At 51.9% G+C, this 22,628-nt stretch carries 19 protein-coding genes, 1 other RNA gene and 1 pseudogene; 11 read left to right on the top strand and 10 right to left on the bottom strand.

Annotated elements, in window-relative coordinates; all coding sequences use genetic code 11:
* Positions 1-66: 66 nt before the first annotated feature.
* The 3 genes from AAFJ72_RS19155 to AAFJ72_RS19145 are packed head-to-tail and all read right to left on the bottom strand — an operon-like array spanning position 67 to position 2,961.
* Positions 67-900, bottom strand: coding sequence for an ABC transporter ATP-binding protein (locus tag AAFJ72_RS19155; RefSeq protein WP_122905686.1), 834 nt, complete (start codon positions 898-900; stop codon positions 67-69).
* Between the two features lie 19 nt (positions 901-919).
* The gene (locus AAFJ72_RS19150; protein WP_005826945.1) at positions 920-1,954 is read right to left on the bottom strand and encodes a FecCD family ABC transporter permease; all 1,035 of its coding nucleotides are present in this window, start codon (positions 1,952-1,954) and stop codon (positions 920-922) included.
* Positions 1,954-2,961, bottom strand: coding sequence for a FecCD family ABC transporter permease (locus AAFJ72_RS19145; protein WP_005826946.1), 1,008 nt, complete (start codon positions 2,959-2,961; stop codon positions 1,954-1,956). The genes AAFJ72_RS19150 and AAFJ72_RS19145 overlap by 1 nt, the downstream gene beginning before the upstream one ends.
* A 209-nt stretch (positions 2,962-3,170) precedes the next feature.
* Here AAFJ72_RS19145 and AAFJ72_RS19140 point away from each other — a divergent pair, with 209 nt between their 5' ends.
* Complete coding sequence (locus AAFJ72_RS19140) at positions 3,171-4,184, top strand: ABC transporter substrate-binding protein (protein ID WP_432775308.1); 1,014 nt, start codon at positions 3,171-3,173, stop codon at positions 4,182-4,184.
* Positions 4,185-4,245: 61 nt separating this feature from the next.
* Here AAFJ72_RS19140 and AAFJ72_RS19135 read toward each other — a convergent pair whose 3' ends face one another.
* The 5 genes from AAFJ72_RS19135 to AAFJ72_RS19115 all read right to left on the bottom strand — a co-directional run bounded on the left by AAFJ72_RS19135 (position 4,246) and on the right by AAFJ72_RS19115 (position 8,074).
* Positions 4,246-5,469: a YjgB family protein gene (locus tag AAFJ72_RS19135; protein WP_432775306.1), complete on the bottom strand. Its 1,224-nt coding sequence runs from the start codon at positions 5,467-5,469 to the stop codon at positions 4,246-4,248.
* Positions 5,459-5,983: an RNA polymerase sigma factor gene (locus AAFJ72_RS19130; RefSeq protein ID WP_432775305.1), complete on the bottom strand. Its 525-nt coding sequence runs from the start codon at positions 5,981-5,983 to the stop codon at positions 5,459-5,461. Before AAFJ72_RS19130 ends, AAFJ72_RS19135 begins: the two co-directional genes overlap by 11 nt.
* A gap of 118 nt (positions 5,984-6,101) precedes the next feature.
* A complete protein-coding gene (locus AAFJ72_RS19125) occupies positions 6,102-6,848 on the bottom strand; it encodes an ABC transporter permease (protein WP_432775304.1) in 747 nt (248 codons plus the stop codon).
* The gene (locus AAFJ72_RS19120; protein ID WP_432775302.1) at positions 6,845-7,600 is read right to left on the bottom strand and encodes an ABC transporter ATP-binding protein; all 756 of its coding nucleotides are present in this window, start codon (positions 7,598-7,600) and stop codon (positions 6,845-6,847) included. Before AAFJ72_RS19120 ends, AAFJ72_RS19125 begins: the two co-directional genes overlap by 4 nt.
* A gap of 78 nt (positions 7,601-7,678) precedes the next feature.
* The gene (locus tag AAFJ72_RS19115) at positions 7,679-8,074 is read right to left on the bottom strand and encodes a c-type cytochrome (protein WP_432775301.1); all 396 of its coding nucleotides are present in this window, start codon (positions 8,072-8,074) and stop codon (positions 7,679-7,681) included.
* Positions 8,075-8,372: 298 nt separating this feature from the next.
* Between AAFJ72_RS19115 and secG the strand changes: the two genes are divergently transcribed.
* From secG to AAFJ72_RS19085, 6 genes are all read left to right on the top strand, one after another.
* Positions 8,373-8,615, top strand: coding sequence for a preprotein translocase subunit SecG (gene secG / locus AAFJ72_RS19110; protein ID WP_003843341.1), 243 nt, complete (start codon positions 8,373-8,375; stop codon positions 8,613-8,615).
* A gap of 143 nt (positions 8,616-8,758) precedes the next feature.
* On the top strand, positions 8,759-11,251 hold the full coding sequence (gene rnr / locus AAFJ72_RS19105; protein WP_432775300.1) for a ribonuclease R: 2,493 nt from the start codon (positions 8,759-8,761) through the stop codon (positions 11,249-11,251).
* A 212-nt stretch (positions 11,252-11,463) separates the two neighbouring features.
* Complete coding sequence (smpB, locus tag AAFJ72_RS19100) at positions 11,464-11,937, top strand: SsrA-binding protein SmpB (RefSeq protein ID WP_432775299.1); 474 nt, start codon at positions 11,464-11,466, stop codon at positions 11,935-11,937.
* A gap of 172 nt (positions 11,938-12,109) precedes the next feature.
* Positions 12,110-12,465: a transfer-messenger RNA gene (ssrA, locus tag AAFJ72_RS19095) on the top strand.
* Between the two features lie 448 nt (positions 12,466-12,913).
* Complete coding sequence (locus tag AAFJ72_RS19090; protein ID WP_432775298.1) at positions 12,914-13,444, top strand: hypothetical protein; 531 nt, start codon at positions 12,914-12,916, stop codon at positions 13,442-13,444.
* Positions 13,445-13,733: 289 nt separating this feature from the next.
* Positions 13,734-14,966 carry an IS110 family transposase gene (locus tag AAFJ72_RS19085; RefSeq protein WP_005833250.1) on the top strand — a complete coding sequence of 411 codons (1,233 nt, stop codon included), beginning with the start codon at positions 13,734-13,736 and terminating at the stop codon, positions 14,964-14,966.
* A gap of 349 nt (positions 14,967-15,315) precedes the next feature.
* Here AAFJ72_RS19085 and AAFJ72_RS19080 read toward each other — a convergent pair whose 3' ends face one another.
* Positions 15,316-16,410 (bottom strand): RDD family protein, encoded by a 1,095-nt coding sequence (locus tag AAFJ72_RS19080; protein WP_432775297.1) that lies wholly within the window; start codon positions 16,408-16,410, stop codon positions 15,316-15,318.
* A 335-nt stretch (positions 16,411-16,745) separates the two neighbouring features.
* Here AAFJ72_RS19080 and AAFJ72_RS19075 point away from each other — a divergent pair, with 335 nt between their 5' ends.
* From AAFJ72_RS19075 to AAFJ72_RS19065, 3 genes and pseudogenes are all read left to right on the top strand, one after another.
* Entirely contained in the window at positions 16,746-19,310 is a 2,565-nt protein-coding gene (locus AAFJ72_RS19075) for a LuxR C-terminal-related transcriptional regulator (RefSeq protein ID WP_432775296.1), read from the top strand.
* 221 nt (positions 19,311-19,531) lie between these two features.
* Positions 19,532-20,005, top strand: a complete 474-nt coding sequence (locus AAFJ72_RS19070) for a DUF5680 domain-containing protein (RefSeq protein ID WP_122903718.1) — start codon at positions 19,532-19,534, stop codon at positions 20,003-20,005.
* A 198-nt stretch (positions 20,006-20,203) separates the two neighbouring features.
* Positions 20,204-20,463 (top strand): annotated as a pseudogene (locus AAFJ72_RS19065) (winged helix-turn-helix transcriptional regulator).
* Between the two features lie 319 nt (positions 20,464-20,782).
* On the opposite strand, the gene AAFJ72_RS19060 reads toward AAFJ72_RS19065, so the two are convergent.
* Positions 20,783-21,349 (bottom strand): DoxX family membrane protein, encoded by a 567-nt coding sequence (locus AAFJ72_RS19060; RefSeq protein ID WP_122903720.1) that lies wholly within the window; start codon positions 21,347-21,349, stop codon positions 20,783-20,785.
* A 442-nt stretch (positions 21,350-21,791) separates the two neighbouring features.
* Between AAFJ72_RS19060 and AAFJ72_RS19055 the strand changes: the two genes are divergently transcribed.
* The gene (locus AAFJ72_RS19055) at positions 21,792-22,532 is read left to right on the top strand and encodes a GNAT family N-acetyltransferase (RefSeq protein ID WP_432775295.1); all 741 of its coding nucleotides are present in this window, start codon (positions 21,792-21,794) and stop codon (positions 22,530-22,532) included.
* Positions 22,533-22,628: the final 96 nt, after the last annotated feature.

The raw sequence follows: 22,628 nt of genomic DNA, 5'->3' as shown, positions 1-22,628 counted from the left end.
GCTTTTTGCCATAAAAAAGGACGGAACCTGTGCGAGAGGTTCCGTCCTTGTGGAGCGGTTGTCGGTTTACGACATCGCGACTACTTTTTCTTTTGTCTTCACACTGCGTGTACCAATCTGGCACTTGCTGTACGGAATGCACATCGGTGTTCCGTACAGCGGGTCCAGTGTGATCTGGCAATCCATATCAAACACGGTGCGCACGAGGTCGGTAGTCAGGACTTCTTCCGGTGCGCCCTCAGCCACGACAGTCTGGTTGTGCACGGCAACGATATGGTGCGCGTAGCGGCAAGCCAGATTCAGGTCGTGGAGGACCATGATGATCGTGCGCTGTTCCGTTTGATTCAGCTCATACAACAGGTCCAAGATTTCAATCTGGTGCGACATGTCCAGATACGTAGTCGGTTCATCGAGCAGAATCGTTTCGGTCCCCTGGGCCAGTGTCATGGCGATCCAGGCCCGCTGGCGCTGCCCGCCGGAGAGGCTGTCGACAGTGCGGTTAGCCAGCTCGGTAAGCTGGGTGGCGGCCAGTGCTTTTGCGACCATTTGCTCGTCTTCCTCAGACCATTGTTGCAACCAGTTTTGATAAGGATAGCGTCCTTGCTTGACCAGTTGCTGAATCGTCAAGCCTTCCGGGGCGGCCGGGCCTTGCGGAAGGATGGCCAGACGCTTTGCGACTTCCTTCGTAGACCGCTTGGCGATTGGTTCGCCCTCCAGCAATATGGCTCCTTCCTTTGGCTTCAGCAGGCGAGCCAGCGAACGCAGCAGTGTCGATTTGCCGCTGCCGTTGCTGCCGATGAAAACCGTAATTTTTCCACGCGGGATATTCAGGTTGAGTGCTTCGATGATGTTGCGTTCCCCGTAGGACAAGGTGAGGTTGCGGGTTTCCAAAGCTTGCATGAGGGCAGAACTCCTTTCGCTAGCGATTTCGGTTTTTGTACAGCAAATAGATGAAAAACGGAGCGCCAATCGCAGAGGTGAACACCCCGACGGGCACTTCGATGGGAGAAAAGGCCGTTCGCGCGATCAAGTCGGCAGCAAGCACGATGATGGCGCCGAGAAAGGCCGACAGCGGGAGCGCACCGCCAAAGGACGGGCCGATTAGCTGTTTGGCGATATGCGGAGCGAGCAAGGCGACGAAGCTGATGTCTCCCCCGACGGACACGGCCGTTCCGGTCAACGCGGCGCAGATCATGAGCAGCAGGAAACGATCCCATTGCAGCGCGCTTCCCAGGCTCGTCGCCACATCGTCACCGAGCTGCTGGATGTTGACTCTGCGGGCGAGGACGGCAGCGACTGCGATCAGGATGACCACCCACGGCAAGATCATGAACACATCGTTCCAGTCGACGCCGTAAATGCTGCCCGTCAGCCAGAGCAAAGCTTTGTTTTGCAGCAAAAACGGGCTGAACATAATCAGAATGGTGACGAGCGCACCCGCCGCAATCTTGATTCCGACACCGATCATGACGAGCCGCAGCGGCGTGACGCCTTTTTTCCACGACAGGGCATAAAGCAAAAACGTCGTCAGCATTGCTCCCAAAAAGGCAGTAGGAGGCAGCCATTTGATGCTCGCTGTTTCAAAGAGAAGCAAAAAGCCTACGGCGGCAACCGAAGCGCCTCCGGCTACGCCAAGCACGTCAGGCGAAGCGAGCGGGTTGCGAATAATCCCTTGCATGATCGCGCCCGCCGCTGCCAAAGCTGCTCCCACCAGGACGGCAATCAGGATGCGCGGAAGCCGGAATTGCTGGACAACCAACGCATTTTCTTCCGAACCGATTCCGAGCAGGACTTTGACGACATCCAGCGGCGCAATTTTCATCTCGCCCATTCCGAGACTGACGACTGCCACAGCCAGGGCAAGCAGCAGCGCGATGGTTGTATACAGCAGCGTTTTTTTATGTAGCTGAAAAGAAAACCGTTTGCCAAAGCGCAGAGGCAGGTATGGCTTCATTATTTATCCAGCCCCTTTCGTGCGACATAGATGAAGAACGGAACACCGATCAGGGCGGTCATGACGCCAATTGGCACTTCGGCAGGCATGGCGATAAAGCGTGCGCCGATATCGGCCAAAAGCAAAAGGATCGAACCGAGCAGTCCGCTGTACAACAGCACCCAATGCGTTTCGATTCCGACAAGATAACGGGCCAGATGCGGCGTGACCAGTCCGACGAAGCCGATCGGGCCAGCGACAGCTACTGCGCAGCCGGAGAGCAGGACGATCACGACACCGATTGAGAGCTTGACGAGCAAAGTGCGCTGGCCGAGACCTTTTGCCACATCGTCGCCCATGAGCAGCGTTTGAATGGGGCGGGCCAGCAGGAAAGCGGCGATCCAGGCGAAGATCATATATGGAAAGACTGTAGCCAAATACTCCAGCTTTCTTCCGCCGACAGAGCCAGCAAGCCAGAAAAGCACCTCGTCGGCAGCTTTTTCGTTGAGTACCATCATCGCGTGGCGGATGGAAGCAGCCAAGGCAGTAATCGCTGCCCCTGCAAGCACCAGCTTGACGGGAGTAAGGCCATCCCTGCCGAATGAGCCGAGCAGGTAGACGATGAACCCGGCTACGGCAGCTCCGAAAAAGGAGATCCACGTAAACTCCGTAAGCGAGCTGATTCCGACAAACGTAACGGCGAAAACGACAAAGAGAGAAGCGCCTGCGTTCAGTCCAAACAGCTCAACATCTGCCACAGGGTTTCTCGTCAGCGATTGCAGCAGGGTACCTGCAAGGCCGAGACAAAAGCCGACCGTCAGCGCATTCAGCACGCGCGGCACCCGAACTTCTTTAATGACAATATGTTCGTTTGTTCCGTTAAAATGGGTATAGGCGTCAATGGCTGTTTGCCAGCTCGTATCAATCACGCCAAACACAAGACTGGCATAGCTGAGGTAAACCAGCAGCAGAATGGCGATAGCCACTCCTAGAATTTTGCGAAAACGGCTTGCTAGTAAAGCATTCATGAGGGCTACATCCTTATCTATGCATGTTGTTCTGTAGGCATTTCGTACCCTGCCCTATAGTAAGTGTAGAGCCAGCCTGACTATGTGTCAATGATTTTGAGAGTCATTATCAATTTATACTTGACGATCACCCTCGCATGAAGGTAGGATAGTCAGTGTTATTGATTTACATTCTCAATTAGCCAAATAGGTAAGGGGGTCCTTGCACCATGTTTTCTCGTACATACCGTACGGCAGGCGGTAAAGTGTTCTTCGCCGTGCTGATGGCGCTTTTGCTGATTGTCACTGGTTGCGGCAATCAACAGGCGACTGAGCAAAAACCTGCAGAACAACAACAACCTGCTGAACAAGCTACAGGCAATTCCGCAGGTTCCGAGCAATCTTATACAGTCAAACACGCGATGGGCGAAACCATCATTAAAGGTACGCCACAGCGCGTAGTCATGCTGACCAACCAAGGGACAGAAACCTTGATGGCGCTTGGCGTGAAGCCAGTAGGTGCTGTTGGTGCCGCGCATGATCCGAGTCAATTTTACGATTTCACCAAGTCCTTCCTGGAAGGCACCAAGCTGGTTGGGACAGAAGGTCAGCCAAACCTGGAAGCAATCGCTGCTCTTAAGCCAGACCTGATTCTCGGGATGAAATTCCGTCACGAAAAAATTTACCAACAACTGTCTGCTATCGCTCCAACCGTCTTCGTAGAAGAGCCGCGCGGCGACTGGAAAGCAAACTTCAGCCTGTATGCAGAAGCGGTAAACAAAAAGGCGGAAGGCGAAAAAATCATCGCTGACTGGGAAAAACGTGTAGCCGAGTTCAAGGAAAAAGCAGGCGACAAGCTGAAAACGCAAGTATCTGTCGTGCGTTTCATGCCTGGAAAAGTCCGTATCTACTATAAAGACACCTTCACTGGCGCGATCTTCAAAGACCTGGGCCTGGCTCGTCCAGCATCCCAGGACAAAGAAGAGTTCGCGGCAGAAGTAACAAAAGAACGCATTCCAGAAATGGACGGCGACATCATGTTCTACTTCACTTACGAGACAGGAAAAGGCGAAGCGTCCAAGATCGAACAAGAATGGACGAACGATCCGCTGTGGAAAAACCTGAACGTCGTAAAAGCAGGCAAAGCGTTCAAAGTGGATGACACGATCTGGAACACGTCCGGCGGTGTTATCGCGGCAAACAAAGTGCTGGATGAGCTGGAAGGCTACATTATCGGCAAATAAGCAGGAAAAAAAGACAGGGGCGAGTTGCTCCTGTCTTTTTGCATGCCCTGCGGCTGTGCGGTTATCCCGCCATGAAGTTGATGGTGCCGCGCGGATAGTAAATGTTTACGTGGTCGATGTAGGGGCTCTCCGGTTTGCCTGCTGTTCCTGAGAAGATGATTTTCAGCTCGTAATCCGGCGTAACTTTGTACGTGTAGATGGTTTGGCCGGATACGGCAGTGATGCTTGTCGGCTTGCCCAATGCCTGCAAAACCTCTTCTTGCGTGATCGCTTGCAGGCGAGGGTCGTAGGAACGAATATCGACGACCTGCATGCCTTTGTTGAAGGCGAAGACCAGTCCGCGATCCTGGTACGTATTGTACGTGATTCCGTTGATGAAGGAGACCGTATCAGGCTTGCCGATTTGTTTTTCGATGTCGTCAAAGACGTCCTTTTCGACCCGATACATACTGCCGAGCATTTGCCCGTTTTTGGCCAGCTCGCGAAGGCCTTGCAGCAATTCCATGTTGCTTCCGTACTGCATCAAGTTTTTGTTGCCTTGCGGGTAGTAGACGTTGTAACGGACGAGAACGAGATTCGTGTTGTCTGCGCGCTTCAATCCCTGGAAGATGAACTTGACCTGGTATTTGCTTGTCACATCGTAAGTGTAGATTGTCTGATTACCGATTTCGCTCGTGCGGTTCGGTTTTCCCCACATCTTTTCCACATCGGACAGGTGGATTTGGCGCAGGCGGGGATCATTTGTGCGGATGTCGGCAAGCTGCATGCCTTTGTTGTAGCCGAACACAATGCCGTGCTTGGCATAGGTGGAGTAGTTGAGTCCGTTTGCTTGATCGGTATCGTCAGGCTTGCCCCAGTCCTTTTCGACTTGATCGAAGACGGTGTGTTCCACGGTGTAAGGTGCGGTAAACACTTTTCCTTTTTCTGCTTCCGTGCGGATGAGCGACAGCAACTGCTCGGATTGTGGCGCGGCAGGTGCGTGGTTTACGGCATTTCCTTTGCCAGCCTCCGGCGCTGGAGAAGCAGTGGTGGAGCCAGGCGTTTGAGGGGCTGGCAGTGCGCTTTGCTGATTGTTGCTGATGAGTGTTGCCCCCATCCAGATGGTTGCCGCAAGTACGGTGCCAATCGCCAGTCCTTTTCCCAGCCCGGAAAAACGGCGGGGCGAAGAATGCACATTCGCAGAACGGATTGTCGACAAAATTGCTTGTTTTTTTTCTTCGGCCATTTTCATCTCTGGCAGTCCTTTCATTTCATCTAAAAGCTGTTCATCTGTTTTAAATCGCATCGCCTACCATCCCCTTTCTTTCCTGTATAAGCTGCTCTTTTACCGCCTTCATGGCGCGATGCAAGGTGACGTTGACCTTGCTTTCCGACCACTCCAAAATTTCCGCAGTCTCCCTGGAGGATAGTCCCTTGATTCCGCGAAGGATCAGCACCTCGCGATAGGCGGGCTTCATTTGCCGCAGCGCATGGTACAGCGCTTGTTGTTCGGCGTGCAAATGCAAAATCTCTTCCGGTGTCTTTTCATCGGATTGGACCCCGGCGAGCCATTTGTCCGGCAGCCAGTTGCGAAAGCGTTGTTTTCGGGCGAAGTCGATTGCCGTATGTCTGGCAATGGTGAGCAGCCATGTTTTCGGTTGCGACCTGCCTTCAAACGTTTCCAGTGATCGCAGCGCCTTGAGGAAAACATCCTGAACGAGGTCTTCCACGTCTTTGTTTCCGGTATAGTAGACGAGAAATTTGTAGATGTCGTCGCTATAGCGCAGAAACCATTGCTCGATGATGCTGTTTTTGTCCATAGCTGAACCACCTTTTTGCTTTCTACGTGTAATTTGACGGCCAAGCTACGCTTTCATTACAGGAAACGAAAAAAACTGCCGGAACGATCACCGACAGTTTTTGGTAGCAGTTATTTTGTCAGGGGTGGAGCATCGCATCGCGCGTAAACCACAGCCGGTAGCTCAGCGTGCTGATGAGGACAGCAGAGACAGCGGTAGCGGAACTGAAACTAAGCATGATGAGAATTTGATAGCGGACGGCTTCAATCGGGCTTGCGCCAGCGATAATCATGCCGGTCATCGTTCCGGGAAGCTGTACAAGCCCCATTGTTTTCATGGTGTCAAAGGTAGGAATCATGCTTGCTTTGACGGCGCGCTTCCGTACAGCTTGAACGGCCTGGCGGGTGGTTGCTCCCAGGCACAGCAGCGTCTCGATTTCGCCACGGGAGGTTTCCACTTCGCGGTTCATATGGGAGAGAAACAGGCTGCAAACGATCATCGAGCTGCCGATAATCATCCCGCTCATTGGAATCAGGTATTGGGGCGTAGGCGAAACGAGCCCGAGTGCCACCAACAGTCCCATTGTGAGCAGTTCTGTCATCGCAAGCGAAAGCGCAATTCGCCAAAAAATGCCCCGCAGCTTTTTCCCTTTGCTGGCAGCGTTCCAGGAGGCGACCGCAATCATCATGGCGATCATCAGCAAAATAAACAGCAGGCTGTCCGTGTGAAACACAAACTGCAGCACATAACCAATTGCCAAAAGCTGTAAGGTGCAGCGAACCGCGCCGATGGCGATTTCTTTTTCCAGCCCAATCTTTTGCCACAGGGAGAGTAGAAGGGCAATCAATACAAAGGCAAAAGCGATCCAGATGGATGTATACGTCATGAGTGCACCTCTCTCGCTGTTTGTGCATGAGCGCTTTGCAAAAAGTCGCGGGCCTGGATGGTGGGCGGCGACTGGAAAAAGGAGTGGCTGGGCAAGTCAGCCTGAAGCTGGTGATCGGCCATGAACCAGATGCGCTGGCAGTTGCTGCGGGCCTCCTCCAGATCGTGCGTAACCCAGAGGATGGTCGTGCCTGTCCGGGTGTGCAAATCGACGAGCAACTGCTGCGTGGCCTGTTTACTGGCCGTATCCAGCGAGGCGGTCACTTCGTCCAGCAACAGGACGTCCGGCTGCAATAACAAGGTACGGATCAGGGCAAGCCGTTGTTTTTCGCCGCCGGAAAGCTGTTCGGCCGGCTTGGACCAGTCGACCTGCTCCAAATGAAGCTGCTCGCACAGAGCGCGGGCGAGCTTTTGATCGAACGGCCGCTGATGCAAAACGCTGACGGTACGCAAATTGTCTTCCACTGTGCCTGGCAGCATGATCGCCTGCTGGGCGACGTAGCTCACTTTCATTCGCCATGCGCAGCTATCCCACTGGGTCATTTCTTTTTTGTCCAGGCGGATCGTACCGCTGTCTGGTGGCAAAAGCCGCCCGAGAATGCGCAGCAGCGTGCTTTTTCCCTGACCAGATTTTCCGAGTATTCCAATCATGGCCGGCTCCGATATGATCGTGTTCAGGTCGTGGAATAGCCAGGTGCTTGTGGCAGAGAGGACTTTTTTGCCCAATGATTCAATCTCCATGACGGTACGCATGCAAAAATCCTCCCATCAACAGGAAAACACCGAAGAGGACGAGTCTCCGGTGTTTCTCCATACAGGCTATCTATGTACTTATTTGTGCTCCGACAGCCATTGTGCAACCGCTTGAATTTCCGGTTGTTTTTTCAGCATTCCTGGAGGCATGCCGCCTTTACCTTCCTTGATAATTTTGGCGATGTCTTCAGCGCTGAGAGTTGCCCCGATTTTCGTCAGGTTAGGACCTGCAATCCCCTCCAGGTTTTGACCATGACAGGAAGCACAGTTTTGCTTGAAAACAGCTTCAGCATCGATGTTGGCAGTTGGTGCTCCGCCACCTTGTGCTTCTTCCCCATGTGTTGGCGGGAAAATAATCGATCCTACGAGTGCAAGGAGGAAAACTAGAAACAAGATACCAAACGAAGTGAAAAAGGCCTTCGCGGAATCAATTACGTCGTTTTGATTCATGTCTTTTTTGTTGGACCCAGCCATTGACAAAGACCTCCCGATGCAAATAATAAACGTTCACCTGCAATTTTACGGCAAAATCTTGACAGTTGCAAGGCGACGGTTAAACAGACAAAGAAAGTACACAATTTGCCAATATTGTGTAAACAATCTTTTCTAGTATGGTCGCCTATAGTGTGCCTATAACCTGCAAATATTATTTTGCGGGGATTCGGTTTATATATTATGGAAGGGATAGCGGGTTGCTGTTACCTGACAAGTATGATAAAGTGTTTGTATTGGTTTTTTACCGCCTTGGAAATCCGTTTTGAGGTGAATGAAGATGGCATTGGCTGCGAAAATTTTACTTGTGATCGCAAGTATTGGCTTAATTATCGTCGTGTTGCTGCAATCTGGAAAAAGTGCCGGCCTTTCGGGAGCGATTGGTGGCGGTGCAGAGCAACTGATGGGCAAGCAAAAAGCCCGCGGGATTGACGCACTTTTGGGGAAACTGACCGTTGTATTTGCGGTCGCTTTCATGATTTTTGCGATTTTGCTCGGATATTTCCTGAAAACAGGAGCGTAATAGACGTATGGCCGAAAGACAGCGAGTTCGACTTGCTGTCTTTTTCGCTATTCCGATTGCGATCTGGTTGAACGGTGAATACTACATAGTAATGGATAAATGGAGGAGCGCGGTAGAGCCACGCGAAAAAAGGAGGTTTGTGAATGACAGATCACGAAAAGATACTCGCGTTCATGCGGGAGCAAGCTTATCACCCGATGACGGTGAGGGAGCTGGAGGAAGCGTTTGAAATCAAGGATTCGGCTTCCTTCAAGGAGCTGGTGAAAACGCTGAACGCACTGGAAGCAAGCGGCGAGGTAATTCGCACGCGTGCGAACAGATACGGCGTACCGGAAAAAATGAATCTGGTGCGCGGGCGTCTGCAAAGCCATCCAAAAGGCTTCGGGTTTGTTATCCCGGAAACGCCTGACATGGAAGATATATACGTCCACGCCAACGACATGAACGGAGCGCTCCACGGGGATACGGTGCTGGTTCGTGTCGAGAAGGAAGCCGGCGGCAATCGGCTGGAAGGGCGGATTGTGCGCGTCGTCGAACGGGGCATGACCCAGGTAGTGGGCACGTTCAAGGACGAGACGTACTACGCGTTTGTAATCCCGGATGAGAAGCGGATCGGCAAGGATATTTTTATCCCCAAAAATGCGTACAACGGAGCGGTGGACGGCCACAAGGTAGTCGTCAACATCGTCCGCTACCCGGAAGGGCGCGTCAATCCCGAGGGCGAAGTCATTGAGATTCTCGGGCATAAAAACGATCCGGGAGTGGACATTTTGTCCATCATCCGCAAGTACAACCTGCCGGAAGCGTTCCCGGAGGATGTATTGGCTGAAGCAGAAGCGGTGCCGGATGAAATATCGGAAGAGGAAATCAAGGGACGCCGCGATCTGCGCGACCGGATGATGGTAACTATCGACGGAGCAGACGCCAAGGACCTGGACGACGCCGTTTCGCTTGAAGTGCTGGAAAACGGCAACGTCAGGCTTGGTGTGCATATTGCCGATGTCAGCTATTACGTTCGCGAAAAGTCGGCGCTGGATAACGAAGCGTATCGCCGGGGCACGAGCGTTTATTTGGTCGACCGCGTCATCCCGATGCTGCCGCACCGTTTGTCCAACGGGATATGCAGTCTGAATCCGAAGGTAGACCGCCTGACGATCACCTGCGACATGGAGATGGACCAGAACGCACGGGTCGTGACGTACGATATTTACCTCAGCGTCATTCGCACGAACGAACGCATGACCTACGCTGATGTGCGCAGCATTCTGGAAGACAAGGACGAAGCCTTGATCGAGAAGTACAGCGAGCTCGTCCCGATGTTCCAGGAGATGGAGAAACTGGCGCGGAAACTGCGTGCCAAACGGATGCAGCGCGGCGCAATCGACTTCGATTTCCGCGAAGCGAAAATTTATGTCAACGAAGAGGGCACCCCGACAGAAATCGGGTTCCGCACACGCTCCATCGCGGAGCAGATTATTGAAGAATTTATGCTGGCTGCCAACGAAACAGTGGCTGAGCATTTTCACTGGATGAAGCAGCCGTTTATGTACCGGGTTCACGAAGACCCGAACGCCGAAAAGCTGATGGCCTTCATGGAGTTCATCACCAACTTTGGCTACTCTATTCGCGGTAAAGGCAACTCTGTCCATCCGCGCGCCCTGCAGCAGCTTCTGGAAGAGGTAAAAGGCACGCCGGAGGAAATCATCATCAGCACCGTCATGCTGCGTTCCATGAAGCAAGCGCGCTACGACGCGGAAAGTCTCGGGCACTACGGCTTGTCCACCGAATTTTACACGCACTTTACGTCGCCAATCCGCCGCTACCCCGACCTGATCGTCCACCGCCGCATCCGGGAGTGGATCGAGCAGGGCAACAACCTGTCGGAAAAGCGTCTGGCGTACTGGGCCGAGCATATGCCGATGATCGCCGAGCACGCCTCCCAGCGCGAGCGTCTGGCGGTAGATGCAGAGCGTGAGACGGACGATCTGAAAAAAGCGGAGTTCATGAAGGAACGCGTCGGAGAGGAATTCGAGGGCGTCATTTCCAGCGTGACCTCGTTCGGGCTGTTCGTTGAGTTGCCCAACACGATTGAGGGCCTGGTGCACATCAGCTTCCTGACCGACGACTACTATCATTACCACGAAAAAATGTACGCGCTGGTCGGCGAGCGGACGGGCAAGCAGTACCGGATCGGGGATGTTGTGCAGGTCCGCGTGGCGAACGTCAATGTGGACGAGCGCACAATCGACTTCGAAATCGTCGGCATGACCAAGGCCGCCGGATTCCGCGGCAGCAGCCAGCGTACACCGCGCGTCATCGACGGCCGAGGCACAGGCCGCAAGCCGACTCGCGGCAAGCAAGATCGCTCGCGTGGTGGTCGCCCAGAGCGTCCAAATCGCCAAAAGGACAAAAAGCACCCGGCGGAGATCCGCCAACTGTACAAGGACCGCCGCAAAGGGGAAGGGAAGAAAGCTTCTGCCCGTCCGCTCGCGCAAGGCGAGGACGTCCTGCCGCTTGGAACAGGCGGAGAAGAAGCGCAAGGGGAGCGTCAGAAGGGCTTCTGGGAAGATTTTGTCCGCTCCAAGAAAAAGAACCGGAAAAATGTAGTCCGCCAGGCGAAACGGAAGCGGCGTTAAACGGTTGTGTAAAGGGCTTTTTGGTACAAGAGAGGCCCCGGAAAGCAGGAGGGGACGAGCTGGAAGCGGGAGATGCCCTCGTTTTTCCCGGTTTTTTCGGGAAAGCAAGCGCGGCAAACGCGGCAGTTACCCGGCAAATGTCTTGCCACTGCGGGCAAAATTTGCTAGACTAACTGTTACGAAACGCAGTACGTACAAGTGAGGTGATCTCCATGTCAAAAGACAAAGCCGGAACCAAGACAGTCGCCCAAAACCGAAAAGCGCGCCACGATTACCATATCGAGCAAGTATTCGAAGCAGGGATTGCTCTGACCGGTACGGAGATCAAGTCCGTGCGTGCCGCGCGCGTCCAGCTCAAGGACAGCTTCGCCCGCGTGCAAAACGGCGAATTGCTCCTGTACAACGTACACATCAGCCCGTACGAGCAGGGCAACCGTTTCAACCACGAGCCGGAGAGGACCCGCAAGCTGCTGATGAAACGGCTGGAAATCCTCAAGCTGAACGGCCTGATTCGCGAAAGAGGCTACTCGCTGGTCCCGCTGAGCATTTATTTGAAAGGCGGCTGGGCCAAGGTCGAGCTCGCACTCGTCAAAGGGAAAAAGAACTACGACAAGCGCGAAGACCTCAAGAAAAAGGACGCTGCCCGCGAAGTCGAGCGCGCCCTGCGCGAACGCCAAAAGGCCTGATCGCTGGCCAGCTGGTTTGCCTTGGCAGGTCTGGCAGCAATCAACGTTGAGTTTTGCCTGCCGCTTGTGCTATATTAAGTAGGCAGCAAGCAATACACGACTTTGTACACAACAGTCTAGGTGCGGATCGATCAATGGCTCTTCACCTAGACTTTTTCTCACCTTCTACCATGGGGGCGTTCTGGATTCGACGGGGATGGTAGAGCATGAGAAGCGAGCCGGGGGGTTGCGGACCTCGTCATCAACGCAAACGCCATTAACTGGCAACAAACAACTTTCTCTCGCTGCCTAATAACCAGTGAGGCTCTACCGCTGTATCGGCCCGTGTGCCGCGGCTAGGGCTCAACTTTAACGGGCTACGCCGGAGGCTTCCGCCTGGAGCCAAAGGAAGAAGACCAATCAGGCTAGGCTTTCGACTGGCGTGTCGTTTCGCAGGTCGTTTGCCGAAACATTATAAAGCGACTGCGCTCGGAGATGCTCATGTATCGCTGTTTTCGGACGGGGGTTCGAATCCCCCCGCCTCCACCATACATATGCGAGGATACCACCTGATGAGGGTGGTTTTTTTAATTTTATGGTCAAGTTGCGCTCTAAAATATTCGAAAGCATCTTGGAAGATCGGAGGTCCCTTTTTAACTGCGCCCACCTTAGTAACTGCACAAGCAATGGCGGCGATTGCACGAACTTTGTTTTTCAGGTATTGCATGAAGGAAGGTGTTGGGATTCCTGTGGTACTTTTGGGTATAATAGGAATCTGAAGGGTGGTATTATTACGGTCCACATGTTCCGAAAAATACGAATGATAAAAAACGCATACATCATCTCGGACTAGAGCCCATCAATTTCGGGAGCACTGTGCTGTAGTGAATGGCTCCGGAGGGAAATTCAAGCGATTGGCTCGATTATAGTGGTGCGCATGTTATTACGATAGAGATCAGAAAATAGCGGCAAATTGTTGCCGAATGGAGATGATTATATGCGCAGGGTGAACAAGAAGCATGTGCTATTTTTATCTGCTGCAGCCATTCTAGGGTTAGGCATCATGGGAGTTGACGCGTATGCCGATAAACCTTCCAAAGAAGAACGCTTAGCCCAGATGGAGAGGGAATTCAACAAACAAGAAGAAGCCTTGAACAAGAAGTATACCGACGAACAGGAACAAAAAGTAAAAGATTTATCGTGGGAAGTCGGTAAACTGAAAAAAGAGTTGCATCCTGAAGACCCGGAAGAGGTATTAAAAAGGAAACTGAGCGCCTTTAAACAAATGACGCTCATTCATGAAAACGCCTCTAAAGGCGAAAATGCTGAAGACGTGGATTTCGATGATCCAAAAGTGATCGAGGTTTTGGAAGCGATTGCGAAAAGAAAACAGCTCATTGAGCGGATGGAAAATGAGCTTTCTGAGAATGGGAAGTTTGCATCGGGTAAGTCCGCACAAGAATTACTTGAAGAATTCGAGAGAGAAAAAATGGCATTAAGTGACGCAACCAAGGACACAAGAAATTAAAAGGGGTATCTTGATTACTTATCAATATACAATGAATGGGGCTGTCTCAAACTACCATGGCCTGACAGCCACCACATTGAATGAAAATGTACTTGGCCTGTGAACCTGCTGATTTCATAATAAAATTAGCAGGTCACAGGCCGATACTTTTTTGGTGGCAATAACCCCGAGTCTCAAACCGGCCGACTGCACCTACGAGCACCGCCGATTGTTACCATGAGTACGTGTATAAAAATACTTTGCTTCGGGTGCATGGCCTGCATCATTTTCTACAAAGGAAGTGATGGGAATGGATGCAATATTAGAACGATGTGCTGGACTCGATGTACACCAAGAGACGGTGGTAGCATGTGTTATGTATGGTCCTTTGGACAGAAAACCGAAACAAGAAACCAAGACTTTTTCTACCACTACCAAAGGACTCCTTGAACTTCACGATTGGCTCCATCAATACGAATGTACGCACATTGCAATGGAAAGCACAGGAGTATACTGGAAACCGGTATGGAACGTTCTTGAAGGGAGCTTTACATTGGTACTCGCCAACGCTAAGAGAATCAAGAATGTTCCAGGTCGAAAAACGGATGTAAAAGATGCAGCTTGGATTGCTCAATTACTCCGCTGTGGGCTGATCACTCCCAGCTTTGTTCCGCCCGAAAATATTCGAGATTTACGCGATTACACTCGTTATCGGAGAAAGCTGCTCGGTGATGCTACGGCGGAAAAAAACAGAATCCACAAGATTTTGCAGGATGCCAACATCAAGCTGACAACATATGTGAGTGATGTATTCGGTGTATCCGGAAGAGCCTTACTCGAATCGATTGTGAACGGTGAGGTGCTAAGTCCAGACCAAGTAAAAGATCTAGTCAAAACATCACTGAAAAGAAAAGTTCCGCAACTTATAGAGGCTTTGAATGGTCGAGTTCGAGCTCATCATCGAAAAATAATCGGGATGCACCTCGATCACTTGAGGTATCTCGAAGAACAAATTAGGGAAATCGAAAAAGAAATCGACAGGCTCCTCAGTCCTCATTTGGACATTGTTGAACAACTCATCACCGTTCCGGGGATTCAAAAGGATGCGGCGGCGGTCATCCTAGCAGAAATCGGATACGATATGTCTTGTTTTCCATCGGATGCCCATCTCTCATCATGGGGAGGTTTAAGTCCAGGGAACAACGAAAGTGCGGGCAAGAAAAAAAGCTCCCGAACCACGAAGGGAAACAGGAGCTTGAAAGCCGTACTTTGCCAGGCAGCTTGGGCCGCGAGTAAATCGAAAGGCACTCGGCTCGCTTCGTTTTTTTATCGCATCCAGAAACGAAGAGGCCAGAAAAAAGCTACGATGGCCACGGCTCACCTCATATTACGTATTATATATCACATGTTGAAAAATAACATAACGTATCAAGAGTTTGGATGGGATTACTTACAAGATCAGGATCGAGTTGTTGATTATTGGATCAAGAGAATTGAATCACAAGGGTTCAAGGTAATGATTGAACCAACTGAGGTCGTGTAAGTAAATACCATATTTTGGATATATCTAGCAACCAACTGTAGTCCGTCCCTTTTTTTGCTTTTTAGGGGGGGCATTTTCGTATAAAAAGTCGATTTTTCGATTTAGAGACGCCCCTTTTGTCTGTTAGAAAAGTTGATATAGCAATTTTTCCTGATTATGAAACGTTAGCGGAATTGCCCTTTTCGGACACGCTCCCTTCACGTCGGGACGCTGTGTGCCAATCGCGCCCGAACGGCACATACAGTAGTGAGAGAGGACGGGAGTTAGTCACTCCCACCTGCTCGATTGTGCGGATGCTCTTCAACCAACTGAAAATATTGGAAAAAACACTATTACCAGGAACTCACCATTACAACCCATCCTCCCCCACAACATGAAAACTAGAGCTAATCTCTTTCAACTCAGCTTCAAGATCATCAAACTTCCTGGCCTGCGTCACGCACATGATCTGGTAAAAATGCGTGGGTGTTTCTACGACGGTAACGAGATAGGCAACGTTTTCCCCCTCAACGGTTCCTTGCATGGTAAATTGCGCGGAGAGGTGACCGTCGACGGTGAGACGGACGAGGCTGCCGGCGGATGGTTCGGACAGTTTGTCGTAAAGGTTGGTCATTACCGCATCTGTGTATTGCTGCAAAGTGAACGGACTCTCCAGCTCGTTTTTTGCATCGGGGAACACGAACAGATGCTTGTCTGCAATGGGGTTCGAAATGGCGAGGGATGCATCCGGGGGCAGGCTGCTGGCTTTCCAGTCTGAGTAGGCATAGATTTGCAGTGTCTGGTCCGCGCTATAAAAGGTTTCCTTTTTTGGTGGGGTTTTGGCGAAATAAGATATTCCGAAAATGCCGATAAGAATAGAGAAGAGTGCCAGCGCTGCGAAAATAACCGCATACAAAGTGACCGATTTTTTGCTCTCGCCTTCCAAATCTTTTACTTTCACGACGAATGTATTGGCCGCCAAGTCGCCCAGCCGCTGTTTCTTCTTCGTGGCCAGCACACTGATCCCTGCCGGTAGTCCGCCCAACAGTAGCGGGTTGGTCTCCACGATCCGCAGCAAAGAGCGGAGAATGGACTTCCCGATTCCCGGCGGTCGCCCGTGTTCGTTGACGGCTTTGATGCGAAGGGCGAATTTTCCGATCGTATATCCCGTCAGACCTTCCAGCAGGATGTAGTAGCCAAGAATGCCGAATGTGAGGGCGAGAAGGAAAAAGAGAGTAGAGGAAGCTTTATCGGCTCGACCTATGAAGGCAAACATTCCGAACAGAAAGCTGAATAAAAGAATGTAATCAATGACGTGCGCGGCCCAGCGCTGGAAAAAAATCGAGGCCCCGTATGTTTGCGTGATGTCTCCCATCCGTTTTGGCTCTGCCGGAAGCGGACTGTCCGCTTGCGGCAGAGGGGGAGCGAGTGAGGAATCTGTCTGTGGTAATGGATGATTCTCCAAAAAATTCACACCTCCAACAAAAATGTAAACAAATAACATTGAATCACTGGAAAAATCCTTCTGTCAAGCTTTTCTATTTGTTGCGAGCAGAGCGGTAGCGCCGGGAGATTCTTGTTGGTTTTCAGGCAGCGATGTTAGCAAGGAAAAAGCTGGTTGTCCCAAAACAATCTGGTTGGCGGGCTTTTTTGCGTCTATATGCCATCTTTCCTGGTCAAATAGTCCAGTTTACTTGCATTGTTCTACATATTCAACATAATTACAATGTCTATATGTTTTGATTGAGATAATTGTCTGCTCTTTTGCGAGGCCATTTTCTTTTAGGCAGGGAGATGCGCATGAATCAAGCGATGTACAGTCCACTTATTGCAACGAAGCTTCATATACCTACATACAGCTCGGATCTGCTGCATCGGCATCAATTGGTGGAGGAAATTGATGAGGTCGGGATGGCCAAGGTGATCCTCATTTGTGCTCCGGCGGGGTTTGGCAAAACAACGGCTGTGAGTCAGTGGGTTTCGAGTACCGGCAAGCCCGCCGGGTGGCTTTCCCTGGATGAGTCAGACAATGATCCTGCCCGTTTTTGGCGTTATTTGGCAAAGGCGATAAGCACGGGGCAAAAGGGGGCGGGCCGAGAAGCTTCTGCGTTGCTTGATCTGTCGTATACGGCGTCAGCCGAGCATTTTCTCTCTGTCTTGCTGGAAGAAATCGCTGCTATCCATAGCGACTATTATCTGGTTTTGGATGATTACCATCTGATTAAAGAGCCTTCGATTCACGCAGGCATGCAAAACTTGCTCCAGTATGCGTCGCCATTTTTGCACGTCATTCTCATCACGCGTGAAGAGCCGCCGCTGCCACTTCATCGCTTGCGCGTCCGCAAACAGATTGGACAACTGGGGGCCGAGCAGCTTCGCTTCAAAGAAGAGGAGTGTCAGCGCCTGTTCAATGAACTGATGGGGCTGGATTTGTCGTACGAGGTGATTCAACTGCTCAGCGAGCGGACGGAGGGCTGGATTGCCGCTCTGCAGTTGGCCGCTTTGTCGCTGCGGGGCAAGACAGCGTCTGCTGTCGAGATGTACAACTTTTCTGGAAACGACAAATACGTCGAAGATTATTTGACCGAAGAAGTATTGAAGCGACTGCCGGAGTCCGTACAGCAGTTTTTGCTGAAAACGTCGATATTGCCGCGGCTGTCTGGGGAATTGTGCGCAGCGGTAGCCAAAGAGCCGGACGCGCACGTCATTTTGCAAATGCTTGCGAGCACCAACTCTTTTGTCGTGCCGCTCGACGGGGTGAATGAGTGGTATCGGTATCATCATTTGTTTGCGGATTTGCTGAATGCCCATTTGCGAAAAAAATACAGCGAGCAGTTGCCGGCCTTGCATGCTGCTGCCAGTCAATGGTTTGAAGCCCATGGCTGCCCGACAGAAGCTATCGAGCATGCTCTTTTGGGGCACGACCTGGTTGGCGCGACTCGGCTCATCGTCGAGCATGCCCCGTGGATACTGAAACAGCACGAAAACGTAACATTGCGCAGATGGATGAAGCATTTTGACACGGCCTGGCTCAAAGAGCATCCCGAGCTATGCATTGCCTTTGCCTGGATGCACGCGCTGTCGGACGAGCTGGAGCAGGCGGAAGGGCTTGTGCATCTGGCCGAGGACAACATGTACGCCAAAAGCGAGAGCCTCGACGATTGCCGGGTGGAAATTTGCGTGCTGCGCGGATACATACAGTTGATTTTGCGAAATACCGATCTTTCGCTCGCTTACCTGGAGGAGTCGGTCAAAATGAAACCGAAGTTCAGCCGCTATCTTCTCGTTGGGATCGAGCTGAACTGGGATGAGGCTTTCGTGCTGCGCAGCCGCGTGGCGTTGAGCGGCTATTTGTCCAAAGTGAACGAGTTTTACCCCAAGCTCAGAATGATCTGGAAGCACAGCGGACTGGGGATTCTGGCGTACGGCTCGATTGTGATGGCGGAGCTATATTATGAGAAGAACGAGTTCGAGCAATTGACCTACTTCGTCCAGCGAGCGCTGCAGCTTGGGATGAATACGATGAACCTGGGCGTATTGGTCCCGGCCTACCTGGTGCTGACGCGCTGGAGAAAGGCGGAGCGGCGTGAATCGGAGCTGTGGCTGCCAATTGAGGAAATTACAGAGCTGTGCCGCCAACGGAACGCTCCTCCGCATTGGCTTGCTTTTTTGGAAGCGTTTCGTGTTCGTCTCTGGATCGAGGAAAATCGGCGGGACGAAGTAGAACAATGGCTGGGGCAATTTGAAAAAAGGCGGAAGGACTTCGCGCATTCCCGCCATGAGTTTGAGCGGCTGACGCTGGCCCGTGCTTACCTCTATTTGAAAAGAGAGAACGAGGCTTGTGAATTGCTCACCCGCCTGAAGCATGAGACAGAGTCGAAGGATCGGCTGGGGAGCCGGATCGAGACGTTGATTTTGCTCAGCCAGGCGTATTACAACCTGAAAAAGCATCACGAGTCGGCCGAGTGCATCCGCATGGCTGTCATGCTGGCTGCTCCGGAAGGATATGTGCGCATCTTTTTGGACGAAGGGCCTGAGGTCGCCCGGATGCTTTATGCACTTTACAAGAGCAAGACGTGCTCCAAGCAAGAGCTGGCTTATATAGCGCGGCTGCTCAAGATGATGGAAAAAGAATTTCCCACCCTCGATATTCAAATCCGGGTATCGCCCGAGCTGGACAAGCTGACAGAACGGGAGGCCGAAGTGCTCGCGCTGATTGGCGAAGGGCTGTCGAACGCCGAGATTGCGAGCAGGCTGCATCTGACCATCGGGACGGTCAAGGTGTATGTCCACCAGATTTACGCCAAGCTGCAAGTACGCAATCGGGCGCAGGCGGTGGTCAAGCTCAGAGAAAGCGAACTGTAGGGATGGGGAAAAACGACAGGGATGAGAAGCCACCTGGAGAGCAGGCGGCTTTTTTTTTACGCGATGGTTAACAGCCGTTTTGGGGTGGAACGTCAGCTTGATGGTTCAAAAGCCATCCGACGTGTCGAAATTATTTTTGGAATATAGAGAAAATTTTTACAGGGAATCGCCCGCTTTCCTTGAAATGTAAAAGGGAATGAAACGAAAAGAGGTGTAAGGGAATGGGTGAGCTTTTTTCTGTTGCCGACCTGGAAGCGTTTATTGTACAAGCCAAGCGGCACTCGTATGTTGGGGGAGCCAAACGTCTGCTGCCGTATCGGCTCGGCTCCAAGGACATTCAATACGTGAGCGGGGATTGGGCCTATCACGACAGCTATTTCGGAGACAGCGATTTTATCGGGCAAGAGCTCGTTTACTTCCAGAAAAGCCCGGTGTGGGCGATGAATTATTTTGGCTACATTACCAAGCCGGATCAAATCGACGCGCATACTGTGGGACGGATGATTAAGGCAAGCTTGTCGAACATGTACCAAGAGGGCCGTTTTTTGGGGGCGTTCGAGCATGTGCAGGACGATTTGCGCTATGTGGATACGAATGAGGGCGATGTGACCTTTTTTCAGGGGAAGGAATTTATTTACCGCCGCGATGAGGTTGTGTATGAATTGCTGTATCATGGCGGGTTGTTGAAAAAGTAGGAACTGTGTAAGCGGTTGCGCTGCTTTTTTTGCCATGATCGTGAAGACGGAAAACGCCAAAGAGAGCCGGTATTGGGGAGCCATGTTGCCGGCAGTCTACCTGTTGTTTTTCGTGTGCGGCTACGCCAGCGGATTGCGCTAAAAAAAAGCCACGATGGTGTCGATCTGCTCTGTCTCCAGTGTCCGATTGAGCTGTCGATGTCCATTCTTGCCGGAAGGTGGAAAACGACGATCATTTGCCAGCTTTTGAAAGGGAAAAAACGGTACGGCGAGCTGAAGAAAGGCATCATCGGCGTGAATCACAAAATGCTCGCGGAACAGTTGCGGGAGCTGGAGGAGGCGGGATAGTACGGCGCCATGTGTACCCGGTCGTTCCGCCAAAGATGGAGTACGAACTGACAGAGCGGGGAGAAGCCCTGCGCCCTGCTATTGAATACTTGATTGCGTGGGGAGAGTAGTTTGGCACACCTGTGCCTGTGGCGAATGAAGACGATCCGGCAGCCAGCAGCTGCTGAGAGGAAGGAACGTCTGGGGCAGAAACTTGGCCAGAGAATGCCGTGTGAACCTACAGCGCGGCACAGGTGTAAGCGGTCCAGTCTGTGCGGTTTTGCCATGCCTCGCAATTGGTTCGATGGACACGTTAAAAGCAAAGCGCTGGTCATACCCGCGACATGCAGGTATGACCAGCGCTTTGGTAATTCGTAGGCAGTTTGCGGTTTCGTGACGGCTTGGGAAATGCAAAGTGGCGTCCCATATCCTGCAACTTGAAGCAACCGCCTAACGTATGCCGAAATGCTCCGACCGGGAACGAGTCCAAGGAGTACCAAGGTACGGGAGCGCCCAGCGGTCCAGACCGTACCAGCCCGCTACTTTCCAGGCGAGTACGAGCCAGGTGGCAAAAATGAACAGCAGAGGGTTGGTACTGATTGTTCCGGCGAACAGGAAGCTGACGTTCATCAGCCCGCCGAAGAAGGCGGCAATGCCCGTGAGCATACCAAGGATGAGGCCCAGGCCGACGAGCAGTTCTCCGTAGGCGACAAGGAAGCCGAACACCTTTGCGTTTGGCAGTACCATATTTTCCAGGAACCAGGCGTACCAGGAAGTGACGTCTTTTCCTTCCGCCGCTTTCGCGAGGGAGCCTTTGACGAAGCCCTCAATGGCTGTGCCTGCTTTGTCCCCTGTCCAGGTATCGGTATGGATTTTTTTCCAGCCAGCAGTAATCCAGGCGTATCCGACATACAAACGGATGAATAGCCAGATCCAGGCTGAACGGGTGCTGCTGAACAAAAAGTGTGATACGGGATTTTCAGGAATAATGATTTCGTTGTTGCTTGCTGGACGCATGTGGATGTGCCCTCCTTGGGAAAAAATAGACTGGATAACGCTGGTATGGATATTGATTCCAAGTGATTGTAACACAAGGACTGCCTGCCTGGTGCGGTTTTAGGCATAAGTTCATAGGTTGTTCTTTGACACTATTGGCACGGTGCTAACTGTAGTTCCAAAGTTCTACAACTAAATGAATGCAACTTTTCATGACATTCCGCGACTGGTTCACGCGCTGGCTGCACGGCGGTCGACCTCCCGGGCCGTCAGCCAGCGGGCGAGATGGGGCGAATTTTTTGACGGGAGCGGGGTTTTGACGATAAGTATCCTGTTGTGGAAACAGTTTGTGTCTCCATCAAGTTTTGGTAGAATGAAAGAGTTGAGGGGCGGGTTTTCCTCTCATGCGAGCAGGGGCCTTTTCCGATATAGAGATAGAGACGGTTTTGGGAGGATAGATAGAATGGCATACAAGGTGTACACACAAGCAGAGCGTCCTGATTTGAACGATCAAATGGCCGATGTGCTCGCCGCCAGCTGGTCTACATTCATGCTGCATGACGAAGTGGCCGAACAGCATTACGATCGGCTGGAAGAGTGGTTTGGCTCTTTTCAATATTTGCTTACGGATGAAAATGACACGGTAATGGCGGTTGGCAACTCCATTCCTTTTTACTGGGACGGTACCCTGGAAGGCATGCCAAAAGGCTGGGATGACGTCTTCCTGCGCGGAATTGAAGGCTATGCGCAAGGGCAGAAGCCAAATACACTGTCGGCTCTCTCGATTTCGATTGACCCGAAGCATCGCGGACTCGGCCTCAGCCGCCAGATGGTAACGGCGATGAAGGACATCGCGAAGCAAAACGGGCTGGAATACATGGTGGTGCCTGTGCGTCCATCTCTCAAGCACAAATATCCGCTGATCCCGATGGAAAACTACCTCGAATGGAAAACAGCGGACGGTGCTCCTTTTGACCCGTGGGTGCGCACGCACTGGAAGATGGGCGGGAAAATCATGAAAGTGGCTGCGGAATCCATGCTCATCAGAGGCAGCCTGGCCAAATGGGAAGAGTGGACAGGGATGAATTTCCCAGGGTCCGGCATGTACATAATTCCGGGGGCGCTCGTTCCGGTGCGCGTCGAAGCGGAAAAGGACGAGGCCGTATACGTGGAACCGAATGTTTGGATGCAGCATGTATTATAAAAAAATATGCGGGGAGCTTTTGCTTTCCCGGATGAGAAGGGCCGTCATTTGTGCGGCTCTTTTTTTCATTTGCGAAATGTCTGACCGAAGCTACAC

The organism is Brevibacillus gelatini (assembly GCF_050920745.1).
In the GTDB taxonomy this organism is placed as follows: Bacteria; Bacillota; Bacilli; order Brevibacillales; family Brevibacillaceae; genus Brevibacillus; species Brevibacillus gelatini.
The sequence above is the reverse complement of the archived record's forward strand: the minus strand, read 5'-3'. Positions and strand labels throughout refer to the sequence as shown.

Excerpts from the sequence above, each read along its gene's own strand:
- AAFJ72_RS19085 (WP_005833250.1), top strand. The coding sequence starts at position 13,734 with ATGGATGCAATATTAGAACGATGTGCTGGACTCGATGTACACCAAGAG.
- AAFJ72_RS19140 (WP_432775308.1), top strand. The coding sequence starts at position 3,171 with ATGTTTTCTCGTACATACCGTACGGCAGGCGGTAAAGTGTTCTTCGCC.
- AAFJ72_RS19130 (WP_432775305.1), bottom strand. The coding sequence starts at position 5,983 with ATGGACAAAAACAGCATCATCGAGCAATGGTTTCTGCGCTATAGCGAC.
- AAFJ72_RS19115 (WP_432775301.1), bottom strand. The coding sequence starts at position 8,074 with ATGGCTGGGTCCAACAAAAAAGACATGAATCAAAACGACGTAATTGAT.
- AAFJ72_RS19135 (WP_432775306.1), bottom strand. The coding sequence starts at position 5,469 with ATGCGATTTAAAACAGATGAACAGCTTTTAGATGAAATGAAAGGACTG.
- AAFJ72_RS19125 (WP_432775304.1), bottom strand. The coding sequence starts at position 6,848 with ATGACGTATACATCCATCTGGATCGCTTTTGCCTTTGTATTGATTGCC.
- AAFJ72_RS19120 (WP_432775302.1), bottom strand. The coding sequence starts at position 7,600 with ATGCGTACCGTCATGGAGATTGAATCATTGGGCAAAAAAGTCCTCTCT.
- AAFJ72_RS19055 (WP_432775295.1), top strand. The coding sequence starts at position 21,792 with ATGGCATACAAGGTGTACACACAAGCAGAGCGTCCTGATTTGAACGAT.
- AAFJ72_RS19060 (WP_122903720.1), bottom strand. The coding sequence starts at position 21,349 with ATGCGTCCAGCAAGCAACAACGAAATCATTATTCCTGAAAATCCCGTA.
- smpB (WP_432775299.1), top strand. The coding sequence starts at position 11,464 with ATGTCAAAAGACAAAGCCGGAACCAAGACAGTCGCCCAAAACCGAAAA.
- AAFJ72_RS19070 (WP_122903718.1), top strand. The coding sequence starts at position 19,532 with ATGGGTGAGCTTTTTTCTGTTGCCGACCTGGAAGCGTTTATTGTACAA.
- AAFJ72_RS19075 (WP_432775296.1), top strand. The coding sequence starts at position 16,746 with ATGAATCAAGCGATGTACAGTCCACTTATTGCAACGAAGCTTCATATA.
- AAFJ72_RS19145 (WP_005826946.1), bottom strand. The coding sequence starts at position 2,961 with ATGAATGCTTTACTAGCAAGCCGTTTTCGCAAAATTCTAGGAGTGGCT.
- rnr (WP_432775300.1), top strand. The coding sequence starts at position 8,759 with ATGACAGATCACGAAAAGATACTCGCGTTCATGCGGGAGCAAGCTTAT.
- AAFJ72_RS19155 (WP_122905686.1), bottom strand. The coding sequence starts at position 900 with ATGCAAGCTTTGGAAACCCGCAACCTCACCTTGTCCTACGGGGAACGC.
- secG (WP_003843341.1), top strand. The coding sequence starts at position 8,373 with ATGGCATTGGCTGCGAAAATTTTACTTGTGATCGCAAGTATTGGCTTA.
- AAFJ72_RS19150 (WP_005826945.1), bottom strand. The coding sequence starts at position 1,954 with ATGAAGCCATACCTGCCTCTGCGCTTTGGCAAACGGTTTTCTTTTCAG.
- AAFJ72_RS19090 (WP_432775298.1), top strand. The coding sequence starts at position 12,914 with ATGCGCAGGGTGAACAAGAAGCATGTGCTATTTTTATCTGCTGCAGCC.